This is a genomic window from Pseudomonas helvetica (assembly GCF_039908645.1).
Lineage (GTDB): Bacteria > Pseudomonadota > Gammaproteobacteria > Pseudomonadales > Pseudomonadaceae > Aquipseudomonas > Aquipseudomonas helvetica.
Window position 1 is genome coordinate 5,331,667 of sequence record NZ_CP150917.1, and the last position, 23,730, is coordinate 5,355,396.

The 23,730-nt window shown below is 59.3% G+C and carries 18 protein-coding genes; 14 read left to right on the forward strand and 4 right to left on the reverse strand.

From position 1 onward, the window contains the following. The first annotated feature begins 270 nt into the window (after positions 1–270). The 7 genes from AABM55_RS24680 to AABM55_RS24710 all read left to right on the forward strand — a co-directional run bounded on the left by AABM55_RS24680 (position 271) and on the right by AABM55_RS24710 (position 9,068). Complete coding sequence (locus AABM55_RS24680; RefSeq protein WP_054594028.1) at positions 271–1,872, forward strand: ABC transporter substrate-binding protein; 1,602 nt, start codon at positions 271–273, stop codon at positions 1,870–1,872. A 170-nt stretch (positions 1,873–2,042) separates the two neighbouring features. Beyond that, on the forward strand, positions 2,043–3,437 hold the full coding sequence (locus tag AABM55_RS24685) for an OprD family porin (RefSeq protein WP_347928006.1): 1,395 nt from the start codon (positions 2,043–2,045) through the stop codon (positions 3,435–3,437). Positions 3,438–3,515: 78 nt separating this feature from the next. Then, positions 3,516–5,111 carry an ABC transporter substrate-binding protein gene (locus AABM55_RS24690; RefSeq protein ID WP_347928008.1) on the forward strand — a complete coding sequence of 532 codons (1,596 nt, stop codon included), beginning with the start codon at positions 3,516–3,518 and terminating at the stop codon, positions 5,109–5,111. A 74-nt stretch (positions 5,112–5,185) separates the two neighbouring features. Continuing rightward, a complete protein-coding gene (locus tag AABM55_RS24695; protein ID WP_054594031.1) occupies positions 5,186–6,196 on the forward strand; it encodes an ABC transporter permease subunit in 1,011 nt (336 codons plus the stop codon). Positions 6,197–6,206: 10 nt separating this feature from the next. Then, positions 6,207–7,118, forward strand: coding sequence for an ABC transporter permease subunit (locus AABM55_RS24700; protein ID WP_019691855.1), 912 nt, complete (start codon positions 6,207–6,209; stop codon positions 7,116–7,118). Positions 7,119–7,128: 10 nt separating this feature from the next. Further along, entirely contained in the window at positions 7,129–8,097 is a 969-nt protein-coding gene (locus AABM55_RS24705; RefSeq protein WP_054594033.1) for an ABC transporter ATP-binding protein, read from the forward strand. Next, a complete protein-coding gene (locus AABM55_RS24710) occupies positions 8,097–9,068 on the forward strand; it encodes a peptide ABC transporter ATP-binding protein (RefSeq protein ID WP_054594034.1) in 972 nt (323 codons plus the stop codon). Before AABM55_RS24705 ends, AABM55_RS24710 begins: the two co-directional genes overlap by 1 nt. 120 nt (positions 9,069–9,188) lie before the next feature. Here the strand turns inward: AABM55_RS24710 and AABM55_RS24715 are convergent, their stop codons facing one another. Both AABM55_RS24715 and AABM55_RS24720 read right to left on the reverse strand, forming a co-directional pair. Further along, positions 9,189–9,419 (reverse strand): hypothetical protein, encoded by a 231-nt coding sequence (locus AABM55_RS24715; RefSeq protein WP_103315791.1) that lies wholly within the window; start codon positions 9,417–9,419, stop codon positions 9,189–9,191. Between the two features lie 339 nt (positions 9,420–9,758). Then, positions 9,759–11,342, reverse strand: coding sequence for a peptide chain release factor 3 (locus tag AABM55_RS24720; protein WP_103315796.1), 1,584 nt, complete (start codon positions 11,340–11,342; stop codon positions 9,759–9,761). A 485-nt stretch (positions 11,343–11,827) separates the two neighbouring features. Between AABM55_RS24720 and AABM55_RS24725 the strand changes: the two genes are divergently transcribed. The 5 genes from AABM55_RS24725 (at position 11,828) to AABM55_RS24745 (ending at position 16,900) form a co-directional block, all read left to right on the forward strand. Next, the gene (locus AABM55_RS24725) at positions 11,828–12,544 is read left to right on the forward strand and encodes an ABC transporter permease (protein WP_347928009.1); all 717 of its coding nucleotides are present in this window, start codon (positions 11,828–11,830) and stop codon (positions 12,542–12,544) included. 24 nt (positions 12,545–12,568) lie between these two features. After that, positions 12,569–13,462: a glycine betaine ABC transporter substrate-binding protein gene (locus AABM55_RS24730; RefSeq protein WP_347928010.1), complete on the forward strand. Its 894-nt coding sequence runs from the start codon at positions 12,569–12,571 to the stop codon at positions 13,460–13,462. A gap of 12 nt (positions 13,463–13,474) precedes the next feature. Beyond that, entirely contained in the window at positions 13,475–14,128 is a 654-nt protein-coding gene (locus AABM55_RS24735) for an ABC transporter permease (RefSeq protein ID WP_054594039.1), read from the forward strand. Then, positions 14,125–15,282: an ABC transporter ATP-binding protein gene (locus AABM55_RS24740; protein WP_347928011.1), complete on the forward strand. Its 1,158-nt coding sequence runs from the start codon at positions 14,125–14,127 to the stop codon at positions 15,280–15,282. Before AABM55_RS24735 ends, AABM55_RS24740 begins: the two co-directional genes overlap by 4 nt. Positions 15,283–15,736: 454 nt before the next feature. Next, positions 15,737–16,900, forward strand: a complete 1,164-nt coding sequence (locus AABM55_RS24745) for a type III PLP-dependent enzyme (protein ID WP_054594041.1) — start codon at positions 15,737–15,739, stop codon at positions 16,898–16,900. Positions 16,901–16,979: 79 nt separating this feature from the next. Here AABM55_RS24745 and AABM55_RS24750 read toward each other — a convergent pair whose 3' ends face one another. Beyond that, entirely contained in the window at positions 16,980–17,738 is a 759-nt protein-coding gene (locus AABM55_RS24750) for a tetratricopeptide repeat protein (protein ID WP_347928012.1), read from the reverse strand. A 2-nt stretch (positions 17,739–17,740) separates the two neighbouring features. After that, entirely contained in the window at positions 17,741–18,421 is a 681-nt protein-coding gene (locus AABM55_RS24755) for a Fe2+-dependent dioxygenase (protein ID WP_054594043.1), read from the reverse strand. A 206-nt stretch (positions 18,422–18,627) separates the two neighbouring features. On the opposite strand from AABM55_RS24755, the gene AABM55_RS24760 reads away from it, so the two are divergent. Together AABM55_RS24760 and AABM55_RS24765 are read left to right on the forward strand one after the other, a co-directional pair. Further along, positions 18,628–20,958: a TonB-dependent siderophore receptor gene (locus AABM55_RS24760; RefSeq protein WP_347928013.1), complete on the forward strand. Its 2,331-nt coding sequence runs from the start codon at positions 18,628–18,630 to the stop codon at positions 20,956–20,958. A 146-nt stretch (positions 20,959–21,104) separates the two neighbouring features. Beyond that, a complete protein-coding gene (locus AABM55_RS24765) occupies positions 21,105–23,636 on the forward strand; it encodes a sulfite reductase flavoprotein subunit alpha (protein ID WP_347928014.1) in 2,532 nt (843 codons plus the stop codon). Positions 23,637–23,730: the final 94 nt, after the last annotated feature.

The window sequence follows — 23,730 nt, forward strand, 5'->3', positions numbered from 1 at the left end:
GTTGCCTTATCTGCCAAGACAGCTGGAATTCGCCTACTTCCCAAACCACTGCGGACCACTGCAGCGGGCTTAGGACGTGTCGCCTTTTCCTACCTGTTTTTCAGGCCTTACGCATTTACCGCCTGACCTTCGACTCATACCGTCGGGGTACGGCCGTTTTTTCGCTGCGGCTGGCAACTGCTGACTCCATGGCTTTGGATCAGTGATGTCTGCACGTCCCAGGACGGGACGACGACTCACTGTTTAACACCTAAAAAGAGAGGGAGCGTTATGCGCCATACCTTGGTTTTATCCGCATTACTGGGCACCGGTCTGTTGGCCGCCACGTCAATCAGCCAGGCCGCCAATAACAGCCTGGTGTTTTGCTCTGAAGGCAGCCCGGCGGGCTTCGACACCGCGCAGTACACCACTGCGACCGACAACGACGCCGCCGAACCGTTGTACAACCGGCTGGCCGAGTTCGAAAAAGGCTCCACCAATGTCGTACCGGGCCTGGCCACACGTTGGGATATTTCCGAGGATGGTCTCAAGTACACGTTCCACCTGCGCGAAGGGGTGAAATTTCACACCACCCAGTACTTCACACCGAGCCGCGACTTCAACGCCGACGATGTGTTGTTCACCTTTAATCGCATGCTCGATACCGAGCATCCATTCCGCAAGGCTTACCCGACCGAGTTTCCGTACTTCAACGGGATGAGCCTGAACAAGAACATCGCCAAGGTCGAGAAGACCGGGCCGTTGACCGTGGTCATGACCCTGAACTCGGTAGACGCCGCGTTCATTCAGAACATCGCCATGAGTTTTGCCGCGATTCTTTCCGCCGAATACGCCGACCAGTTGCTCGCGTCCGGCAAGCCGAGCGACATCAACCAGAAGCCGGTCGGCACCGGGCCGTTCGTGTTCAAGAGCTACCAGAAAGACTCCAACATCCGTTACACCGGCAACAAGCAGTACTGGGACCCGAGCCGGGTCAAGCTCGACCAGCTGATTTTCGCCATCAACACCGATGCGTCGGTGCGCGTGCAGAAGCTCAGGAAAAACGAGTGCCAGATCACCCTGCACCCACGTCCGGCCGATGTCGACGCGCTGAAAAACGACCCCAAGCTGCAACTGATCGAGAAGCCCGGTTTCAACCTTGGCTACATCGCCTACAACGTGCAGCACAAACCCTTCGACCAGCTCGAAGTACGCCAGGCATTGGACATGGCGGTGAACAAGCAGGGGATTCTCAAGGCGGTGTACCAGGGCGCCGGCCAACTGGCGGTCAACGCCATGCCACCGACCCAGTGGTCCTACGACGAAACCATCAAAGACGCCGCCTACAACCCGGAAAAAGCCAAGGAATTGCTCAAGGCTGCCGGGGTCAAGGAAGGCACCGAGATCACTCTCTGGGCCATGCCGGTCCAGCGCCCGTACAACCCGAACGCCAAGCTGATGGCTGAGATGCTGCAGTCGGACTGGGCGAAAATCGGCCTGAAAGTAAAGATCGTCAGCTACGAATGGGGCGAGTACATCAAGCGCACCAAGAATGGCGAACACGACATCAGCCTGATCGGCTGGACCGGCGACAACGGGGACCCGGACAACTGGCTGGGCACCCTCTACAGCTGCGACGCGATTGGCGGCAACAACTACTCCATGTGGTGTGACCCGCAATACGACAAGCTGATCAAGCAAGCCAAGATTGTCACCGACCGTGAGCAACGCACGGTGCTCTACAAACAGGCTCAGCAATTGCTCAAGCAGCAAGTGCCGATCACGCCTGTCGCCCACTCGACGGTCAACCAGCCGTTGAGCGCCAAAGTCGAAGGATTCAAGGTCAGCCCCTTCGGCCGTAACGTCTTCTCGGGTGTCAGCATCGACCAATAACTGATTAGCCAAAAACCTGAGGGCGATTTTCGCCCTCACGCAAAGGTGTTGCCTGAATTCGGCGAACACGCCGAATGCAAACGTTTGCGATACGTGAATGAGTTCAAAACCAAATAGCCGGATCACCAAAAAAGACCGGCATTAAAAAAAGAAAGAAAGGAGCTTCACCCATGAAACTGAGCAGCACCGCGTTATTGGCCTTGGCCATCAGCAGCGTCACGGCTACCGCCTACGCTGAACCTGCAAGCCAGGATTTCGTTCCAACCGGCCTGAGCACCACCAATGCCCAGGCTGATACCAAGGGTTTTATCGAAGGTCAGAGCCTGTCGGGATCCACCCGCAACTGGTACGCAAACGAATTGAAGCGTCGTGATGACCGCTTCAAATACCAAAAAGATGGCGTACTCACCACGACTCCACGTCGTACAAACTGGGTTCAAGGCACGATTCTCAATTACACCTCGGGCTTTACCCAAGGCACGGTCGGTATCAGTACCGAGATCGCCGCGTATAACGCGATTGCTCTGGATCGCAGCCGTCACGACGTTGCCGCTGGCAGCGGTGGCGCAAGTGCAAACAACCGCACCCTGAGTGACAACAATGGCGATCCGGTAGATCAGTGGAGCAAGCTCGGCCTGGCGAACGTCAAGGCACGTATTTCCAACACCACCCTGACCGCCGGCCGTCAGAACTTCAGCACCCCGATTGTCGATGTCATCGGCAACCGTCCACTGCCTTCAAGCTTTGAAGGTGTGTCGATCCACAGCGAAGAGTTCAATAACCTGTCGTTCGATCTCGGCACGTTCGACCGCGTATCGCCACGGACCGAACAAAGCCTGTCGAAATTCCGCTCCGAATATAACAACAACAACGCCGAAACCGACCACGTGAACACCGCTGGCCTGAACTATCAGCCGTTCAAAAGCCTGAAGACCAGCCTGTACGTCGCGAATGTCGAAGACTTCTGGAATCAGTACTACTTCGGCGCCACCCACGAACTGGGCGATAGCTCGGTGCTGGGCCTGACTACCGGCCTGAACTACTACAAGACCCTCGACACCGGCAAAAAGGAAATGGGCAAGATCGACAACGATGCCTACTCCCTGTCGTTCGGCCTGACCCACCAGGCCCACAGCCTGACATTCTCCTGGCAGCAAATTGTCGGTGACGAGTACTTCGACTACCTGCACGAAACCAACGGCATCTACCTGGCCAACTCCCTGCTGTCGGACTTCAACGGCCCGAATGAGAAATCCTTCCAGATCGCCTACGGCCTGAACATGGCTGAATACGGCGTGCCCGGTTTGAAATTCAACATCTACCAGGCTCGCGGCTGGGGCATCGACGGTACGCACTACACCGGGACTGCCTATGACGTGAAAAACCTGGATGGCGAACACCACTATGAATACGGCATCGGTACTTCCTACGCCGTACAAAGTGGCCCGCTGAAAGCCACCACCGTTCGCGCGACCTACACCACTCACCGTGCAAGCGCGAACCAGGGCGACGGCAACATCAACGAGTTCCGTCTCGTGACCACCATCCCGTTCAACATTCTGTAAAAGCGCTGCCAAACGGTTGACTCACGATGAGTCGGCCGTCTGGTTTTTTCCTGTTCAACCGATTGCAGAGGGCTCTTGATGAAAATGCTTCCCCTACGTGCGGCCATCGCCGCCGCGCTGCTGAGTGTCGCTATCGGCGCCTCGGCCAAACCCTTGGTGGTCTGTACCGAAGCCAGCCCGGAAGGCTTCGACATGGTCCAGTACACGACTGCAGTCACAGCCGATGCGGTGGCCGAAACCATCTTCAACCGTCTGGCGGACTTCAAGCCCGGCACCACTGAAGTGATTCCGGCACTGGCCGACTCCTGGGACATCAGCGAGGACGGTCTGACCTACACGTTCCACTTGCGCAAAGGCGTCAAGTTTCACACCACCGAATACTTCAAGCCGACCCGCGACATGAATGCCGACGACGTGGTCTGGAGTTTCCAGCGTCAGCTGGACCCGAACCACCCGTGGCACACCAAGTCGAGCGTGGGCTTCCCGTACTTTGAAAGCATGGGCTTCAAAGAGCTGCTCAAGAGTGTCGAGAAGGTTGACGACAACACGGTCAAATTCACCCTGACCCGCCGTGAAGCGCCGTTCCTGGCGGACATCGCCATGGCCTTCTCCTCGATCTACCCTGCCGAGTACGCCGATCAGTTGCTCAAGGCCGGCAAAACCGGTGACCTGAACAACAAACCGGTCGGTACCGGCCCGTTCATCTTCCAGCGTTATGCCAAGGATGCGCAGGTTCGCTTCAAGGCCAACCCGGAGTACTTCCGTGGCAAGCCACCGGCTGAAGCGCTGATCCTGGCCATCGCCACCGACAACAACGTGCGCCTGCAAAAGCTCAAGGCCAACGAGTGCCAGGTCGCGCTGTATCCCAAGCCCGATGACATCCCGAGCATCAAGAAAGACACCAACCTGAGCGTCGATGAACTCGACGCGATGACTGTTTCGTACATCGCCATGAACACCACCCACAAGTACATGAGCGACGTGCGGGTCCGCAAAGCCATCGATATCGCGTTCGACAAGGAAGCCTACGTCAATGCGCTGTTCGGCAAAGGCAATGCCTCGGTAGCCGTGAACCCGTACCCACCGACCCTGCTGGGTTACAACAAGACCCTGCAAAACCCGAAACGTGACCTGGACAAGGCGCGCGCCCTGCTCAAGGAAGCTGGCGTGCCGGATGGTACCGTGTTCACCCTGTTCACCCGTAACGGTGGCGGCCCGACCAACCCGAACCCGATGCTCGGTGCGCAGATGATGCAGGCCGACCTGGCCAAGGTCGGGATCAAGCTCGACATTCGCGTCATGGAATGGGGCGAAATGCTCAAGCGCGCTAAAAACGGTGAACACGATATGGTGTCTGCCGGATGGGCGGGCGATAACGGCGACCCGGATAACTTCCTGACGCCTATGCTCAGTTGCGAGGCCGCCAAGAACGGCGAAAACTACGCCCGCTGGTGCAACGAGAAGTTCCAGACGCTGATCGATGAAGCCCGGGCTAAAGTAAACCCGACCGAACGTGCAGCGCTCTATGAACAGGCGCAGGCTATTTTCAATCAGGACCAGCCATGGATCAGCATGGCCCACACCCGAATGTTTACGGCCATGCGCAATAACGTCGAGGGTTATCACATTAGCCCCCTGACCACTAACAACTTCGCTACCACCCAAGTGAAGTAGATAAGAGAACGCCCGGCAACGTTGACCCCAACGCTGCCGGGAACGCCTAACCGGCTGATGAGGTACACCACAAGATGTTTAGTTTTATTGCCCGCCGATTGGGATTATTGATCCCCACGTTCTTCGGCATCACCTTGCTGACTTTCGCGTTGATTCGCATGATTCCCGGCGACCCCGTGGAAGTCATGATGGGCGAACGTCGGGTCGATCCCGAAATGCATGCTCAGGCAATGGAACGCCTTGGTCTGAACAAACCGCTGTATGCCCAGTATCTGGACTACATCGGCAAACTGGCCCACGGCGACCTGGGTGAATCCCTGCGGACCCGTGAAAGCGTATGGACTGAATTCACCTCGCTGTTCCCCGCCACCCTGGAACTGTCCATGGCGGCCCTGCTGTTCGCTGGCGTTCTCGGCCTGCTGGCCGGGGTGATCGCGGCGCTGAAGCGAGGGTCCCTGTTCGACCATGGGGTGATGGGCATCTCCCTTGCCGGGTATTCGATGCCGATCTTCTGGTGGGGCCTGATCCTCATCATGTTCTTCTCGGTCTCGCTGGGCCTGACCCCGGTGTCCGGGCGGATCGACCTGCTGTATGACATCGAGCCAAGAACCGGCTTCATGCTCATCGACACCCTGCTGGCCAATGACACCGGCGCGTTCTTCGACGCCCTGCACCACCTGATTCTTCCGGCCATCGTGCTCGGCACCATCCCGCTGGCGGTGATCGCCCGGATGACCCGTTCCTCGATGCTCGAAGTCCTGCGCGAAGACTACATCCGCACCGCCCGGGCCAAAGGCCTGTCGCCGTCGCGCGTGGTGTTCGTTCACGGCCTGCGCAACGCCTTGATCCCGGTACTGACCGTGGTCGGCCTGCAAGTCGGCACATTGCTGGCCGGTGCGGTTCTGACCGAAACCATCTTCTCGTGGCCCGGCATCGGCAAATGGCTGATCGAAGCCATTGGCGCCCGGGATTACCCCGTGGTGCAAAACGGAATTCTGTTAATCGCCTGCCTGGTGATTCTGGTCAACTTTGTAGTGGATATTCTTTATGGCTTCGCAAACCCACGCATCCGTCACCAGCGCTGAGACCCTACGAATGAGTACTCCAACTACCGCCGTAGCAGTCGATCAAAGCCTGCTATATCCGTCGCCGTACAAAGAGTTCTGGCAAGCGTTCTCCAAGAACAAGGGCGCCGTCGCCGGCCTGTTGTTCATGCTGCTGGTTATTTTTTGCGCGATTTTCGCCCCATGGGTTGCTCCGCATAACCCGAGCGAGCAGTTCCGCGACTTCCTGCTGACCCCGCCGGCCTGGCTGGCAAATGGGCAGATGCAATTCCTGCTCGGCACCGATGAGCTGGGACGCGACCTGCTGTCGCGCCTGATCCACGGTTCGCGCCTGTCCTTGATGATCGGCCTGTCGTCGGTGGTCATGTCGCTGATTCCGGGGATCCTGCTGGGTCTGTTCGCCGGGTTCTTCCCACGCCTGCTGGGCCCGACCATCATGCGCCTGATGGACATCATGCTGGCCCTGCCGTCCTTGCTGCTGGCTGTGGCGATCGTCGCCATCCTCGGCCCTGGCCTGATCAACACCGTGATCGCCATCGCCGTGGTGTCCCTGCCGGCCTACGTTCGTCTGACCCGCGCTGCGGTCATGGGCGAACTGAACCGCGACTACGTGACCGCCGCGCGCCTGGCCGGTGCCGGTCTGCCGCGCCTGATGTTCATCACCGTGCTGCCCAACTGCATGGCGCCGCTGATCGTTCAGGCGACCCTGAGCTTCTCCTCGGCGATTCTCGATGCCGCAGCACTGGGCTTCCTCGGCCTTGGCGTACAACCGCCAACCCCTGAGTGGGGCACCATGCTGGCTTCGGCTCGCGACTACATCGAACGCGCCTGGTGGGTCGTCAGCCTGCCTGGCTTGACCATTTTGCTCAGCGTGCTGGCAATCAACCTGATGGGCGACGGCCTGCGCGACGCGCTGGACCCGAAACTCAAGAACGCCGCCTGAGGAGATTCAAATGTCACTGTTGGAAATCAAGAATCTCAACGTTCGCTTCGGCGACAAGAACGCCGTTCCGGTGGTCGACGGTCTCGACATTTCCGTGGACAAGGGCGAAGTCCTGGCCATCGTTGGCGAGTCGGGGTCCGGTAAATCCGTGACCATGATGGCGCTGATGGGCCTGATCGAACACCCGGGGATCGTCACCGCTGACGCCCTGAATTTCGACGGCAAGAACATGCTCAAGCTCAGCAATCGTCAGCGTCGGCAAATCGTCGGCAAAGACCTGGCCATGGTCTTCCAGGACCCGATGACCGCGCTGAACCCAAGCTACACCGTCGGCTTTCAGATCGAAGAAGTACTGCGCCTGCACCTGAAAATGTCCAGCAAGGACGCCCGCAAGCGCGCCATCGAGCTGCTGGAAAAAGTCGAAATCCCGGGCGCCGCAAGCCGTATGGATGCCTACCCGCACCAACTGTCCGGCGGTATGAGCCAACGTGTGGCGATTGCCATGGCGATTGCCGGCGAACCGAAACTGCTGATCGCCGACGAACCGACCACCGCACTGGACGTGACGATTCAGGCGCAGATCATGGACCTGCTGCTGGCGCTGCAAAAAGAGCAGAACATGGGCCTGGTGCTGATCACTCACGACCTCGCCGTGGTGGCCGAAACCGCCCAGCGCGTGTGCGTGATGTATGCCGGCCAAGCGGTAGAAGTCGGTCAGGTGCCGCAGTTGTTCGACATCCCGGCACACCCGTACAGCGAAGCGCTGCTCAAGGCTATTCCCGAGCACAGCCTGGGTTCCTCGCGCCTGTCCACCCTGCCGGGCATTGTTCCCGGTCGCTATGACCGTCCGCAAGGCTGCCTGCTGTCGCCGCGCTGCCCGTACGTGCAGGACAGCTGCCGTCAACAACGTCCAGGCCTGGACCCGAAAAGCAACAGCCTCGCCCGCTGCTTCTATCCTTTGAATCAGGAGGTGGCGTAATGGCCGTCGTTCTCACCGCCCGTGACCTGACCCGTCACTACGAAGTCTCCCGCGGCCTGTTCAAAGGCACCGCGCTGGTACGCGCACTCAATGGTGTGTCGTTCGAACTCGAAGCCGGCAAAACCCTCGCCGTGGTTGGCGAATCCGGCTGCGGCAAGTCGACCCTGGCCCGCGCCCTGACGCTGATCGAAGAACCGTCTTCGGGCTCGTTGAAAATCGCCGGGCAGGAAGTCACCGGCGCCAACAAGGCCGAACGCAAACAGCTGCGCAAAGACGTGCAGATGGTCTTTCAGAGCCCTTACGCGTCGTTGAACCCACGGCAGAAAATCGGCGATCAGCTTGCAGAGCCACTATTGATCAACACCAAGCTTTCCGCGGCCGAACGCCGTGAAAAAGTCCAGGCGATGATGAAGCAGGTCGGCTTGCGTCCTGAGCACTATCAGCGTTATCCGCACATGTTCTCGGGCGGCCAGCGCCAACGGATCGCCCTGGCGCGCGCCATGATGCTGCAACCCAAAGTGCTGGTCGCGGACGAACCGACCTCGGCGCTGGACGTGTCGATTCAGGCCCAGGTGCTGAACCTGTTCATGGACCTGCAGCAAGAGTTCAACACCGCCTATGTATTCATCTCCCACAACCTGGCGGTGGTGCGCCACGTCGCCGACCAGGTGCTGGTGATGTACCTCGGCCGTCCGGTGGAAATGGGCCCGAAAGAAGACATCTACACCCGTCCCCTGCACCCGTACACACAGGCTCTGCTGTCGGCCACGCCGACGATCCATCCGGATCCGACCAAGCCGAAAATCAAGATCGTCGGCGAACTGCCGAACCCGCTGAACCCGCCGTCCGGCTGTGCGTTCCACAAGCGCTGCCCGTACGCCACCGAACTGTGCAGCAAAGAAGAGCCGGCCCTGCGCCAGCTCGACAGCCGCCAGGTGGCCTGCCATTACGCCGAGCAATTCGTCGTCTAGGCCGGGCATGAAAAAGCGCCCTCTCGGGGCGCTTTTTGAAACGCGTTGACCAACCCTCCTCCTGTCGGACTGCGCATCAGTCCGACAGGAGGAGGGTTCTTTTGTCTGAATCCTTAAGCCTTAACCCTGGGTATCGTCTTCGGAATCGTCGGAGGATGGGTCCTCATCGCCTTTAGTGTCACTTTGACTCTGATCACCGGTGGCAACCATCAAGCCACTGCCCTGCACACTTTTTGCTGCCCAAAAACCCTGGTCCTGCACCGCGCCGCTGCTCGCCCACGCTGCCGAAGTGCCCACCGACAGCAGCACCAGCACTTTGATCAGTAAAACCATGCGTTGAAAAATGCTCATAGCTGATTCCATCCTTTCGTAGGTGAATCACGAGTAGCTACGGATCGTATGTCCAACGAGCGTAGCGCTGTCTGAAATCTAGTCTGGATAGATCGGATTGACCAGATAGGACACTAACGATGGTCGCCAATTGCCGTTTGCCAAAAGACAGGTTTGGAATAATGGCTAGGTCGAATCGCTATTTAATTGCCACTGGGCACTGGTGGTGACTTGCCCAATAAAAAGCCCCGCAGCTTACGCAACGGGGCTTGGGATACAACCAATCAGCCTGTAGGAACTAAGCTTGCTCGCGATGGCAAATTCGAAATCGCCATCGTCGGCAAGCCGTACTTCTACAAATTAATGATGCTCACGCGTCGCACGGAATTTCACGTCCGGCCAGCGCTCTTCCATCAGCGCCAGGTTGACTCGGGTCGGGGCCAGGTAGGTCAGGTGGCCGCCGCCGTCGAGGGCGAGGTTTTCCACAGCCTTGACGCTGAACTCTTCGAGCTTCTTCTTATCGCTGCAATCGATCCAGCGCGCGGACCACACGGTGATCGGCTCGTAGGCGCATTCGACCTTGTATTCCTCTTTCAGGCGGCTGGCGACCACATCGAACTGCAGCACACCGACGGCGCCAAGGATGATGTCGTTGCTGCGTTCCGGGAAGAACACCTGGGTCGCGCCCTCTTCGGCCAGTTGCTGCAAGCCCTGGCGAAGTTGCTTGGATTTCAGCGGATCCTTCAGGCGTACGCGACGGAACAGTTCTGGAGCGAAGTGCGGGATACCGGTGAAGCCCAGGGCTTCGCCTTCGGTGAAGGTGTCGCCGATCTGGATGGTGCCGTGGTTGTGCAGACCGATGATGTCGCCGGCAAACGCTTCTTCCAGCTGCTCACGCTCGGAGGAGAAGAAGGTCAGCGCGTCGCCGATCCGGACGTCCTTGCCGGTGCGCACATGGCGCATCTTCATGCCTTTTTCGTACTTGCCGGAGCAGATACGCATGAAGGCGATACGGTCGCGGTGTTTAGGGTCCATGTTCGCCTGGATCTTGAACACGAAGCCGCTGAACTTCTCTTCTACCGGTTCCACCGTGCGCTCGTTGGCGACACGGGCCAGCGGCTTCGGTGCCCAGTCGACCACGGCGTCGAGCACATGATCGACTCCGAAGTTACCCAACGCGGTACCGAAGAACACCGGCGTCAGTTGGCCATCCAGGAATTCCTGTTGATTGAACTCGTGGCAGGCGCCTTGCACCAGCTCCAGCTGTTCGATGAAGCGCTCGTACTCGTCACCCAAATGCGCGCGGGCTTCATCGGAGTCGAGCTTCTCGATGATTTTCACATCGGTCCGCTCGTGGCCGTGGCCTGCGGTGTAGACGATGATGTAGTCGTCGGCGAGGTGATAGACGCCTTTGAAATCGCGGTAGCAACCGATCGGCCAGGTGATCGGCGCAGCCTTGATCTTCAGGACGGCTTCGATTTCGTCGAGCAGTTCGATCGGGTCACGAATGTCGCGGTCGAGTTTGTTGATGAAGCTGACGATCGGCGTGTCACGCAGACGGCAAACGTCCATCAGGGCGATGGTCCGTGGCTCTACACCCTTACCGCCGTCGAGGACCATCAATGCCGAGTCGACCGCCGTCAGGGTGCGGTAGGTGTCTTCGGAGAAGTCTTCGTGGCCCGGGGTGTCGAGCAGGTTGATCATGTGATCGCGATACGGGAACTGCATGACCGACGTGGTAATGGAAATACCACGCTGCTTTTCCATTTCCATCCAGTCGGAGGTGGCATGACGGTCGGATTTGCGAGACTTCACCGTGCCGGCAACCGCAATCGCCTTGCCCATCAGCAAGAGCTTCTCGGTGATGGTGGTCTTACCCGCATCGGGGTGGGAAATAATGGCGAAAGTGCGGCGTTTCGCGACTTCGGCGGCCTGTTTGGTCATGGGAAATCGCCTGGCAGGTGATTCAAAAAAGGGCGGCGAGTATAGCTCAAAACGACATCTACGGACCACCATTCGCCCTGTAGCAGCTGCCGAGCTTGCGAGGCTGCGTTCGGCGGCCCAGCCGTCGTAAATCAAAAAACGTGGTCTTTCAGGCATACCGCGCATGACGGTTTTACGGCCGCTTTGCAGCCGAACGCAGCCTCGCAAGCTCGACAGCAGCTACGGGAAGTGAGGCGACCGGGGTGGCCAAATACTGTCTAACGTGGGAACCTTTTAAACCGTGGAGCCGTCCACTCCCCTGTTACGACCTGTCGTCAGGGGCTGAAATATCAGCAAGTCAGCCTGACGAGGCTGCGCTTATGGCTCGATCTCATGCCGCTTTGCCGGCATTGACGAGCTGCTTTTCGCGAACAGTGTCTTCGGCAGCCAAGTATGGCGTTGCCACACGAAGCGCTGTTCGCCGACTGAAATAAAGGAGTCCGCCTGTGGCTATTCGCTATGGCAAAGGGCTGATAGGAGGAGCGGTTGTCGTCGCCCTTCTGGCCCTGCTGATCCACTGGATCGGCATCAACACGATCGACCTGTACCGCGACGATTTGTTGTTTTACCTGCAAGCTCATCTGATTCTCGTCCTCGCTTCCATGCTGGCCGCCCTCGTTGTGGGCATCCCCGCCGGTATCTTCCTCAGCCGCCCGACCATGGTCGGACGCGCCGAACGCTTCATGCAGCTCTTCAACATCGGCAACACTGTCCCGCCTCTCGCCGTACTGGCCATCGCCCTGGGAATACTCGGGATCGGCAGCGGCCCCGCGATCTTCGCGCTGTTCCTCGCGTCCCTGTTGCCCATCGTGCGCAACACCTACGAAGGCCTGAAAAACGTTCAGGGCTCACTCAAGGAAGCGGCCATCGGCATCGGCATGACCCCACGCCAAGTGCTCTGGCGGGTCGAACTGCCGAACGCGATGCCGATCATTATCGGCGGCGTGCGCGTCGCACTGGCGATCAACGTCGGCACTGCGCCGCTGGCGTTCCTGATCGGCGCCAACAGCCTGGGCAGCCTGATTTTCCCCGGCATTGCCTTGAACAACCAGCCGCAATTGATTCTCGGCGCAGCCTGCACCGCCCTGCTGGCGTTACTGCTCGACGGTCTGGTGACACTGGCCAGCCGACTTTGGCTGGAACGCGGTTTACCCCAGTCCTGAATCCGGCTGAGCGAAGGAATAATCATGAAGACATTTAGCTTATTACTAGGCTGCGTCCTGCTGTGCGCAGGATTTGCCAATGCCGCCGACAAACCGTTGATCCGCATCGGCGCCCGGGTGTTCACCGAACAAACCCTGCTCGCGGAAATCACCTCGCAATACCTGCGGACCAAGGGTTATGAGGTCCAGGTGACCGGCGGCCTGGGCAGCAGCCTGGCCCGCAGCGCTCATGAAAACGGTCAGCTCGACCTGATGTGGGAATACACCGGTGTGTCGCTGGTGGCTTACAACCATGTCACCGAGAAACTCGATAGCGAACAGTCCTACGTCCGGGTTAAGGAACTCGACGCGAAAAAGGGTCTGGTCTGGCTCACACCGTCGAAATTCAGCAACACCTACGCCCTCGCGTTGCCGAAGAACGTGGCTGACGAATACCCGCAGATCAACCGCATCAGCGACTTGAACAACGTGCTCGACGCTGAGGCAAAGGCCAACCACCTGGTGGCTCTGGACACCGAGTTCGCCAACCGTTCCGACGGCCTCAAAGGCATGGTCAAGCTCTACGACATGAACCTGACCCGCAACAATATCCGGCAGATGGACGCCGGACTGGTCTATACCGCGCTGCGCAATGGCCAGGTGTTTGCCGGTCTGGTCTACACCACTGACGGTCGCTTGAACGCTTTCAAATTGAAACTGCTGGAAGACGACAAGCATTACTTCCCGGACTACACCGCTGCGCCGGTTGTGCGTCAGGTGTACCTCGATGCCCATCCGCAACTGGCCGAACAACTCAAACCACTGGCCGAACTGTTCGACGACCAAACCATGCGTCAGCTCAACGCGCGGGTCGATGTCGATCATGAAAGCCCTTCCGCCGTGGCCGCAGACTTCTTGCGCCAGCACCCATTGAACTAAGGAGGAAAAGCCATGGAATTTCTCAACGCCTTTTCCCACCTGGACTGGCCACTCGTCCTGCACCTGACCTGGCAACACATCACCCTGGTCGGCATCGCCGTGACCCTGGCGATTGTGGTCGGCGTGCCGCTGGGCATTCTGATGACGCGCTTCCCGACGCTGGCCGGTCCCTTGCAAGCCAGCGCCACGGTGCTGTTGACCATCCCGTCGATTGCGCTGTTCGGTCTACTGCTGCCGTTCTACTCGAAATTCGGCCAGGGCCTGGGACCGATGCCAGCCATCACCGCGGTATTTCTGTATTCCCTGCTGCCAATCATGCGTAACACCTACCTGGCACTGACCGGTGTCGAACCCGGCATTCGCGAAGCAGCCCGGGGCATCGGCATGACCTTCGGCCAACGCCTGCGCATGGTCGAGTTACCAATTGCGGTGCCGGTGATCCTCGCCGGCGTACGCACTGCCGTGGTCATGAACATCGGCGTGATGACCATCGCCGCCACCATCGGCGCCGGTGGTCTGGGCGTACTGATCCTCGCTGCCATCAGCCGCAGCGATATGTCGATGCTGATCGTCGGTGCGGTGTTGGTCAGTCTTCTGGCGATCTTCGCCGACCTGCTTCTGCAATGGCTGCAACGTTCGCTGACTCCAAAAGGATTACTCAAATGATCGAACTTCAAAACCTCAGCAAAACCTTTCACAGCAACGGCAAAGATGTGAAAGCCGTGGACTCGGTAAGCCTGATCGTCAATGAAGGCGAGATTTGCGTGTTCCTCGGCCCGTCGGGTTGCGGCAAAAGCACCACGCTGAAAATGATCAACCGGTTGATAAAACCGACCTCGGGCAAAATCCTGATCAACGGCGAAGACACCACCGATCTCGACGCCGTTACCTTGCGCCGCAACATCGGTTATGTGATCCAGCAGATCGGCCTGTTCCCGAACATGACCATCGAGGAAAACATCACCATCGTGCCGCGCCTGCTCGGTTGGGACAAACAGCAATGCCACGATCGCGCCCGCGAATTGATGAACATGATCAAGCTCGAACCCAAGCAGTACTTGAGCCGCTACCCGCGTGAGCTGTCCGGTGGCCAGCAACAGCGGATCGGCGTGATCCGCGCCCTCGCCGCCGACGCCCCGTTGCTGTTGATGGACGAACCGTTCGGCGCGGTCGACCCGATCAACCGCGAGATGATCCAGAACGAATTTTTCGAGATGCAGCGGGCGCTGGGCAAGACCGTAATCATGGTCAGCCACGACATCGACGAAGCGATCAAGCTCGGCGACAAGATCGCGATCTTCCGTGGCGGCAAGTTGATTCAGGTCGATCACCCGGACACCCTGCTCGCGCACCCGGCGGATGACTTTGTCAGCAACTTCGTCGGCCAGGACAGCACGCTCAAGCGCCTGCTGCTGGTCAAGGCCGAGGACGCGGCGGACAACGCGCCGTCAGTCAGCCCGGAAACCCCGGTGGCCGAAGCGCTGGAGTTGATGGACGAACTCGACCGCCGCTACGTGGTGGTCACCTGCGCCGACAACAAGGCACTGGGCTACGTGCGCCGCCGCGATCTGCACCGTCAGGCCGGCACCTGCGTGCAATACCTGCGCGAATTCAACGCCACGGCAGCCTACGACGAGCACCTGCGAATCCTCTTGTCGCGCATGTACGAGTTCAACCGCTCGTGGCTACCGGTGATGGACGCTGAGCGGGTGTTCCTCGGTGAAGTGACGCAGGAGTCGATTGCCGAGTACCTGAGTTCCGGGCGCTCGCGGGGTGGCAAGACCAGCATTGTTTCGCCTGCAGAGACTGCGCTGGCCTGACGGATACTGTGGCGAGGGAGCTTGCTCCCGCTCGGTTGAGCAGCAACCGAAAATTGGGGGCAGCTTCGCAGCCCAGCGGGAGCAAGCTCCCTCGCCACAAAGACAATGAAAACCCTTCCAGAATGCCTCAATCGGGGAACATCAACCTGTCATCAGGGTCGGTTACACAAGTGACTGACGAGGACCGCACGACGGATGCGTGCAAAAACGCGACATTTTTTGTTGATCTCAAGGCCTTCACGCCCTAAAGTTCGCGCCGAACGTCCATGCTGGAAACGATCCATCCGGCTCAAGTACTGACGACGAGACAGCAAGGCCAAGGGAATCTGCATTTCCCATGGCCTTTTTGCTTTCGGCGACATGCCTTGGGAAGTAGGCGAACCAAAGTGGGGATACGGAGGACGTTCATTTGCACCCATTTATTTACGTTGTTTGCCAGTAGGAGCTCCCAAGTATGTCGATTCAGGTCGAAGACTATTTTGCGCGCGAAACCTTTCAGAAAATGAAGGCCTTCGCTGACAAGCAAGAAACCCCGTTCGTGGTCATTGATACTGCGATGATTGCCCAGGCCTATGACGACCTGCGTGCCGGTTTCGAATTTGCCAAGGTTTACTACGCGGTCAAGGCCAACCCGGCCGTCGAAATCATCGACCTGCTGAAAGAGAAAGGTTCGAGCTTCGACATCGCCTCGATCTACGAGCTGGACAAAGTGCTGGGCCGCGGCGTAACCCCGGACCGCATCAGCTATGGCAACACCATCAAGAAATCCAAGGACATTCGCTACTTCTACGAGAAGGGCGTGCGTCTGTATGCCACCGACTCCGAAGCCGACCTGCGCAACATCGCCAAGGCTGCACCGGGTTCGAAAGTCTATGTGCGCATCCTGACCGAAGGCTCGACCACCGCCGACTGGCCTTTGTCGCGCAAATTCGGCTGCCAGACCGACATGGCCATGGACCTGCTGATCCTCGCTCGCGACCTGGGCCTGGTGCCTTACGGCATCTCCTTCCACGTCGGCTCGCAGCAGCGTGACATCAGCGTCTGGGACGCGGCGATCGCCAAGGTCAAAGTGATCTTCGAACGTCTGAAAGAAGAAGACGGCATTAACCTCAAACTGATCAACATGGGCGGCGGCTTCCCGGCCAACTACATCACCCGCACCAACAGCCTGGAAACCTACGCCGAAGAAATCATCCGTTTCCTCAAGGAAGACTTCGGTGACGATCTGCCGGAAATCATCCTTGAGCCAGGCCGCTCGTTGATCGCCAACGCCGGCATCCTGGTCAGCGAAGTGGTGTTGGTCGCACGAAAATCGCGCACCGCCGTCGAGCGTTGGGTATACACCGACGTGGGCAAGTTCTCCGGCCTGATCGAAACCATGGACGAAGCCATCAAGTTCCCGATCTGGACCGAGAAGAAAGGCGAGATGGAAGAAGTGGTCATCGCTGGCCCGACCTGCGACAGCGCCGACATCATGTACGAAAACTACAAGTACGGCCTGCCACTGAACCTGGCCATCGGTGACCGCCTGTACTGGCTGTCCACCGGCGCGTACACCACCAGCTACAGCGCCGTTGAGTTCAATGGCTTCCCGCCGCTGAAATCGTTCTACGTCTAAACGCAGCGGTTAAGGCTGTAGGAGCACGGCTTGCCGGCGATAGCGATCTCAGGAACGCCTTCGCCGGCAAGCCGTGCTCCTACAGGACCTGCGCCAGGCCAGCGGCCCGTCGCTGATAATCCGTGGCCAACGCCCGGATTTGTGGATCGCTCGCACTCAACAGCGCCGCGCCTGCCACTTTCAAGAACTTCAAATTCCCACCCGCCAATGCCTCGTGCAGCCAGCTCAGCGCAGCCTCGATCTGCCCTTGGTGGGCCAGCACTGCCGCATAACTGAACTGCCCCCGAAAGTCCCCACCCTCTGCCGAACGTCGATACCAATCCACTGCGGCCAGAGGATCCGCCGGGCAGAATCGCCCCTCTTCCAGATAGCACCCCAGCAGGTTCATCGACTTGGCGTGGCCCAGTTCGGCGGCTCGGCGATAAAGATTCAGGGCTTGCGACTGATCCTCGACCACACCACGCCCGGTGGCCAGCAGGTTGGCGTAGTTGTACATCGCCCAGTCCAGTCCGGCTTCGGCGGCGAAGCGATAATGTCCCGCAGCGACTGTAGCGTCGGCATTACAGCCCCAACCATGTTCATGACAACGCCCGAGCATGTTGCGCGCCATCAGATGCCCGCCGTTGGCGGCGATCTTGAACCAGCGCAAGGCCAGTGCCTGGTCCTTGGCGATGCCCTGCCCTTCGAGCAGGATTTGACCGAGCAAGGCCTGGGCGTCGAGGATCCCGGTCTTCGCTGCAATAAGTATTGCCTGAGCGGCACGGGCCGGGCTCTCGGTGAGCATCACACTGAGTTGATCGCCATCGAGGACTTCCTCGCGGCGCAGTCGATAGCTCACGGTTACACCTCGACCCAGCGGCGCAGCAGGTTGTGATAGGTGCCGGTCAGGCGAATCAGCGATGGGTGATCCGGCATGTCCCGGGTCAGTTGCTGGATCGCCTCGTCCATCTCGAACAGCAAGGCGCGCTGGCTGTCTTCGCGAACCAGGCTTTGGGTCCAGAAGAATGAGGCATAGCGTGTGCCGCGAGTCACCGCGTTGACCTTGTGCAGGCTGGTGCCCGGATAGAGCACCAGGTCGCCGGCCGGCAACTTCACTCGCTGGGTGCCAAAGGTGTCCTGGATTTCCAACTCGCCACCGTCGTACTCGTCCGGATCGCTGAAGAACAACGTCGACGACAGGTCGGTGCGAACGCGCTCGATGCTGCCCTTGGGCTGACGCACGGCGTTGTCGATATGAAAGTCGAAGCTGCCCCCCGCCGTATAGCAGTTCAGCAGTGGTGGAAAAACTTTGTGCGGTAACGCTGCTGACATGAATCGCGGATGTTTCCACAACCGTTCAAGCATCGCCGCGCCAATTTCCTGCGCCAGCGGGTGACCTTCCGGCAGTTGCAGGTTGTGCTTGGCCTTGGCCGACTGAAAGCCAGCGGTGATCTTGCCGTCCGCCCAGTCAGCCTGCTCCAGCGCCTCGCGAATGCGCTGCACCTCTTCGCGGGAGAACAAGCCGGGAATATGCAGCAGCATGGGGTGTTACCTGAGGGTAAAGGAATGCCAATGGTATTGATTCTTATTGGCAATGTAAAATCGCTCTGACGGATGAGTCCGCAAAACCCGTAAGGGAAAACTGTAAAGAATGTAAATTCAGCGCAAATAGCAATATATCTCAATTGATACAAATACGTATTTACCCTATATTCCGCCGCCTCAAACCCTGGGGAGGGGAATTCACAATGTCACGCCAACTACCACAATCACCGGTCAGCTCACCGCGTCTACTCGCCTCTGCAATTGGCGTGGCGATCACTGCCAGCTCTGCAGCGCACATGGCTTACGCGGCAGAAAAGACCGACGATAAAGCGCCGCGCAATGCGATTGCCCTGGATGCCACCAGTGTCACCGGTGAAGCCCAGGACTCCACCTCCTACCAGGTCGAAAAAGCCTCTTCGCCCAAGTACACCGCGCCGCTGATTGATACCCCGCGTTCGGTAACCGTGATTCCACAGCAGGTCCTCAAGGACACTGGCGCCCTCAATATGCAGGATGCGCTGCGCACCGTCCCGGGCATCACGTTCGGTGCTGGTGAAGGCGGCAACCCGCAGGGTGACCGTCCATTTATTCGTGGTTTCGACGCTCAGGGCGACACCTACCTCGACGGCGTACGTGACACCGGCTCCCAGAGCCGTGAAATCTTCGCCGTTGAGTCGATTGAAGTCAGCAAAGGCCCGAACTCCGCAATTGGCGGTCGTGGCGCAGCCGGTGGCAGCATCAACCTGGTGAGCAAAAAGGCGCACCTGGGCGACTCGTTCAATGGCGGTTTCACCTGGGGTTCGGACCAGACCCAGCGCTACACCCTGGACAGCAACTACCAGTTCAGCGATACCGCCGCTGGTCGCCTGAACCTGTTGAGCCACGAAAGCAACGTCGCTGGTCGTGACAAGGTCGACTACGACCGTTGGGGCATCGCGCCGTCGCTGGCCTTCGGCCTGGGCACCGACACCCGCGTCAACCTCGACTACTACCATCTGCAAAGCAACGACCTGCCGGACTCAGGTATTCCGTACACCGTACCGGCTTCGGGCAAGACCGCCGATCGCACCAAGAGCAGCCCGGACAAACCTTACGCGGGCGGTGACAGCAGCAACTTCTATGGCTTGACCGACCGCGACTTCCGCAAGACCCGTACTGACACTGCGACCTTCGCCATCGAGCACGACCTGAGCGATGCGCTGACCATCAAGAACACCCTGCGCCACGGCACCAGCATGCAGGATTACATCCTGACCCAGCCGGACGACAGCAAGGGCAACGTGAACAACGGCAGCGTTTGGCGTCGTGCCAACACCCGTGTCAGCAACGTAGCGACCACCACCAACCAGACCGATCTGTTTGGCAACTTCTACATCGCCGGCTTCAAGAACAGCTTCTCCACCGGTGTCGAGTTCACCCGTGAAGAAGGCGAAAAATCCTCGTACAACGTGAACACCGATACCACTCCAGGCTCGGGTCCAGCGGACAAACCAAGCAGCAACTGCACGCCATCGATGATCGGCGCGTCCAGCGGCTACAACTGCACCTCGCTGGCCAACCCGAACCCGAACGATCCGTGGAACGGTGCGATTTCGCGCAACTACGCGGGCACCGACACCACCGCCAACACACGTGCCCTGTACGTCTTCGACACGCTGGAACTGTCGCCGCAATGGCTGGTGAACATGGGCCTGCGCTACGACCACTTCGACACTAAGTACAAGACCTTCACCGCGGCGGGTGCCACCACGGCCAAAGGCGCTGACACCAGCGAGTTCGTCACCGGTCAGTTGGGTGTCGTTTACAAACCGGCTGAAAACGGCAGCATCTACGCCTCTTACGCGACCTCCGCCACACCACCGGGTAATACCCTGGGCGAAGGCATGGATGGCAACCCGCTGTCGGGCACCAAGGATCGCAACGGCAATCTGCTGAGCAGCGACATGGAGCCGGAAACCACCAAGAACTACGAAGTCGGCACCAAGTGGGACCTGCTCAATGATCGTCTGTCGTTGACCGCCGCCCTGTTCCGTACCGAGAAAGAGAACGCTCGTGTTCAGGTTGATACCACTTCCTACGCAAACGCCGGCAAAACCCGCGTTCAAGGGATCGAGCTGTCGGCCAACGGCAAGATTACCGACAAATGGCAAGTCTTCGCTGGTTACGCCTACATGGACAGCGAGCAAGTCGATGGCGGCCCGCTGAACCACGCCACCGATGGCAATCAATTGCCTAACACCCCGAAAAACAGCGCCAGCCTGTGGTCGACCTACAACGTCACGCCGAAGCTGACCTTGGGCGGCGGCGCGTTCTACGTCGATGACGTATTCGGCAGCGTGGCCAACACCACCATGGTCAACTCCTACGTTCGTTATGACGCGATGGCCAGCTACAAATTGACCAAAAACGTCGACCTGCAACTGAACCTGCAGAACCTGACCGACGTGACCTACTACGACAAAGCCTTCGCCACCCACTTCGCCAATCAGGCGCCGGGCCGTACGGCATTGCTGAGCACCAACTTCCACTTCTGATAAAGAACGATGTCGCCAAGCCCCGCCCATCACGATGAGCGGGGCTTTTGCATGTAAAAAAGAATGTTTCTCGACAACTCACGGCATAATGCGCGCCGTGACGTTTCTTATTGAACAAACAGTTTTAGACGAACAAGGCGGTCGACGTGTTGAAGAAAACCCTGTTCCAGCTGCACTGGTTCTTCGGCATCAGCGCGGGTCTGGTACTGGCCTTGATGGGCATTACCGGTGCAGCGGTGTCGTTTCAGGATGAGATCCTGCGGGCACTCAACCCACAGGTCCTGCAGGTCGAGAAGCAGGTGGCCGGCGTTCTGCCGCCGGCAGATCTGGTGGCCAAGGTCGAGGCTGCCGAAGGCAAGAAAGTCGCGATGCTCTGGGTCGAAACCGAGAGCGGCTTTGCGGCGCGCGTGTTCTTCACCCCGCCGCCGGGCGAGCGCCGTGGCCAGATGCGCTACGTCGACCCGTACACCGGCGACTACATGGGTGATGCCGTCGGCCAGGATTTTTTTGGCCTGATGCTGCAACTGCACCGTTTCCTGGCGATGGGCGACACCGGCCGGCAAATCACCGGTGCCTGCACACTGATTCTGATTTTCTTCTGCCTGTCCGGGCTCTACTTGCGCTGGCCGCGTCAGGTGGCGAGCTGGCGTGCCTGGCTGACCCTCGACTGGGCGAAAAAAGGTCGCAGCTTCAACTGGGACCTGCACTCGGTCGCAGGCACCTGGTGCTTGCTGGTGTATTTGTTGGCCGCGCTGACCGGGCTGTCCTGGTCCTATGAGTGGTACAACAAGGGCCTGAGCAAACTGCTGTCCGATGCACCGCAAAACGAACGCATCAGACCAGGTCGTGGTACCCCGCCACCGGCCGGCCCCCTGCCGACCGCCGATTACAACGCGATCTGGAGCAGCATCTACAGCGCCGCGGGGCCGGGCCTGAGCGCGTATAACGTGCGCATGCCACCGGTGGCCGGACAACCGGCGACTGTGTTCTATCTGTTGAAAAACTCACCCCATGACCGGGCGCTGAACCAGATCACTCTCGACCCGGCCACCGGTGTTATCAGCCGTCATGATCGCTACGGCGACAAGAGCTTCAAGGCGCAACTGTTGACCAGCATTTACGCGCTGCACGTCGGCAGTTACTTTGGTCTCGTCGGGCGAATCGTGCTGACACTGGCCTCGCTGACCATGCCGCTGTTCTTCATCACCGGCTGGTTGCTGTACCTGGACCGTCGACGCAAGCAACGCCAGATCAAAAACGCCCGCAAAGAGCTGATGCACACCACCAGCGATGTACCGGCATGGCTGATCGGCTTCGCCAGCCAGAGCGGTTTTGCCGAACAGTTGGCCTGGCAGACCGCCAGCCAATTGCAGGCTGCCGGGTTGCCGGTAAAGGTCCAACCGCTGGCGGCTGTCAGCGAGCAGGACCTGCGCGAGTCGAGCAATGCGCTGTTCGTGGTCAGTACCTTTGGCGACGGCGAAGCACCGGACAGCGCTCGTGGTTTCGAGCGCAAGGTGCTGGGTCGGGCGCTGAGCCTTTCGAGCCTGAACTACGCCGTGCTTGGCCTCGGTGATCGGCAGTATCAACACTTCTGCGGCTTTGCCAAACGCTTGCACAGCTGGCTTTCGGAACACGGTGGCACCACGTTGTTTGCCCCGGTGGAAGTCGACAGCGGCGACCCGTACGCCCTGCGCCATTGGCAGCAGCAACTCGGTCAACTGACCGGGCAGCCACCGGTCGATACCTGGAAAGCCCCGAGCTACAACAACTGGACCTTGAGCAAGCGCGAACTGCTCAACCCCGACAGCAGCGGCGCCGACGTTTACCTGCTGGGCCTGACGGCGCCCGACACCAGCAGTTGGCTGGCCGGCGACCTGGTTGAAGTGCTACCGCGCAACTGCCGGGGCGCGATTGAACAGTTCCTTGAAGGGCTGGGCATCGCCGGCAACAGTCGGGTGCAAATCAATGGCGTGCAGGAAACCCTGGAACACGCCTTGGCCAGCCGTCAATTACCCGAAAATCGCGTGCACCTGGTCGGCTTACACGCTCAGGCGCTGGTCGACGCGCTGGTGCCATTGGCCATGCGCGAATACTCGATCGCCTCGATTGCCGCCGACGGCGTGCTCGAACTGCTGGTGCGTCAGGAATGTCATGCAGATGGACGTCTGGGCATCGGCTCCGGCTGGCTGACCGAATACGCGCCATTGGGTTCTGCCATCAGCCTGCGGGTACGGCGCAACAGCGGTTTTCATCTACCGGCAACGCCCGTACCGATGATTTTGCTGGGCAACGGCACCGGACTGGCTGGCCTGCGCAGCTTGCTCAAGGCACGAATTGCCGATGGCCAGACACGCAACTGGCTGCTGTTTGGCGAACGCAACCGCGAGCATGACTTCCTCTGTCGCGATGAGCTCGAGGGATGGTTGATCGAAGGCGATCTGGAGCGGCTGGACCTGGCGTTTTCGCGGGATCAGGCCGAGAAGATCTACGTTCAGGATCGCCTGCGCCAACGTGCCGTCGAGCTGAAAAAGTGGCTGGCGGACGGTGCATCGATCTACATCTGCGGCAGCCTGCAAGGGATGGCGACAGGCGTGGATCAAGTACTCAACGAAGTGCTCGGTGTTGATGAAGTCGAGCGGCTGATCGAGCAGGGCCGCTATCGCCGCGACGTCTACTGAAGCCCCCTCACCCTAACCCTCTCCCCAGGGGGCGAGGGGACTGACCGAGATGTCTTGCGCTGTCCATCGACCTGAAATGCCGAGTCGAACTCAG

Bases quoted from the DNA above. Each gene is read 5' to 3' on its own strand.
- AABM55_RS24695 (WP_054594031.1), top strand. From the start codon at position 5,186: ATGTTTAGTTTTATTGCCCGCCGATTGGGATTATTGATCCCCACGTTC.
- AABM55_RS24685 (WP_347928006.1), top strand. From the start codon at position 2,043: ATGAAACTGAGCAGCACCGCGTTATTGGCCTTGGCCATCAGCAGCGTC.
- AABM55_RS24700 (WP_019691855.1), top strand. From the start codon at position 6,207: ATGAGTACTCCAACTACCGCCGTAGCAGTCGATCAAAGCCTGCTATAT.
- AABM55_RS24755 (WP_054594043.1), bottom strand. From the start codon at position 18,421: ATGCTGCTGCATATTCCCGGCTTGTTCTCCCGCGAAGAGGTGCAGCGC.
- AABM55_RS24705 (WP_054594033.1), top strand. From the start codon at position 7,129: ATGTCACTGTTGGAAATCAAGAATCTCAACGTTCGCTTCGGCGACAAG.
- AABM55_RS24740 (WP_347928011.1), top strand. From the start codon at position 14,125: ATGATCGAACTTCAAAACCTCAGCAAAACCTTTCACAGCAACGGCAAA.
- AABM55_RS24715 (WP_103315791.1), bottom strand. From the start codon at position 9,419: ATGAGCATTTTTCAACGCATGGTTTTACTGATCAAAGTGCTGGTGCTG.
- AABM55_RS24690 (WP_347928008.1), top strand. From the start codon at position 3,516: ATGAAAATGCTTCCCCTACGTGCGGCCATCGCCGCCGCGCTGCTGAGT.
- AABM55_RS24730 (WP_347928010.1), top strand. From the start codon at position 12,569: ATGAAGACATTTAGCTTATTACTAGGCTGCGTCCTGCTGTGCGCAGGA.
- AABM55_RS24720 (WP_103315796.1), bottom strand. From the start codon at position 11,342: ATGACCAAACAGGCCGCCGAAGTCGCGAAACGCCGCACTTTCGCCATT.
- AABM55_RS24760 (WP_347928013.1), top strand. From the start codon at position 18,628: ATGTCACGCCAACTACCACAATCACCGGTCAGCTCACCGCGTCTACTC.
- AABM55_RS24735 (WP_054594039.1), top strand. From the start codon at position 13,475: ATGGAATTTCTCAACGCCTTTTCCCACCTGGACTGGCCACTCGTCCTG.
- AABM55_RS24745 (WP_054594041.1), top strand. From the start codon at position 15,737: ATGTCGATTCAGGTCGAAGACTATTTTGCGCGCGAAACCTTTCAGAAA.
- AABM55_RS24710 (WP_054594034.1), top strand. From the start codon at position 8,097: ATGGCCGTCGTTCTCACCGCCCGTGACCTGACCCGTCACTACGAAGTC.
- AABM55_RS24680 (WP_054594028.1), top strand. From the start codon at position 271: ATGCGCCATACCTTGGTTTTATCCGCATTACTGGGCACCGGTCTGTTG.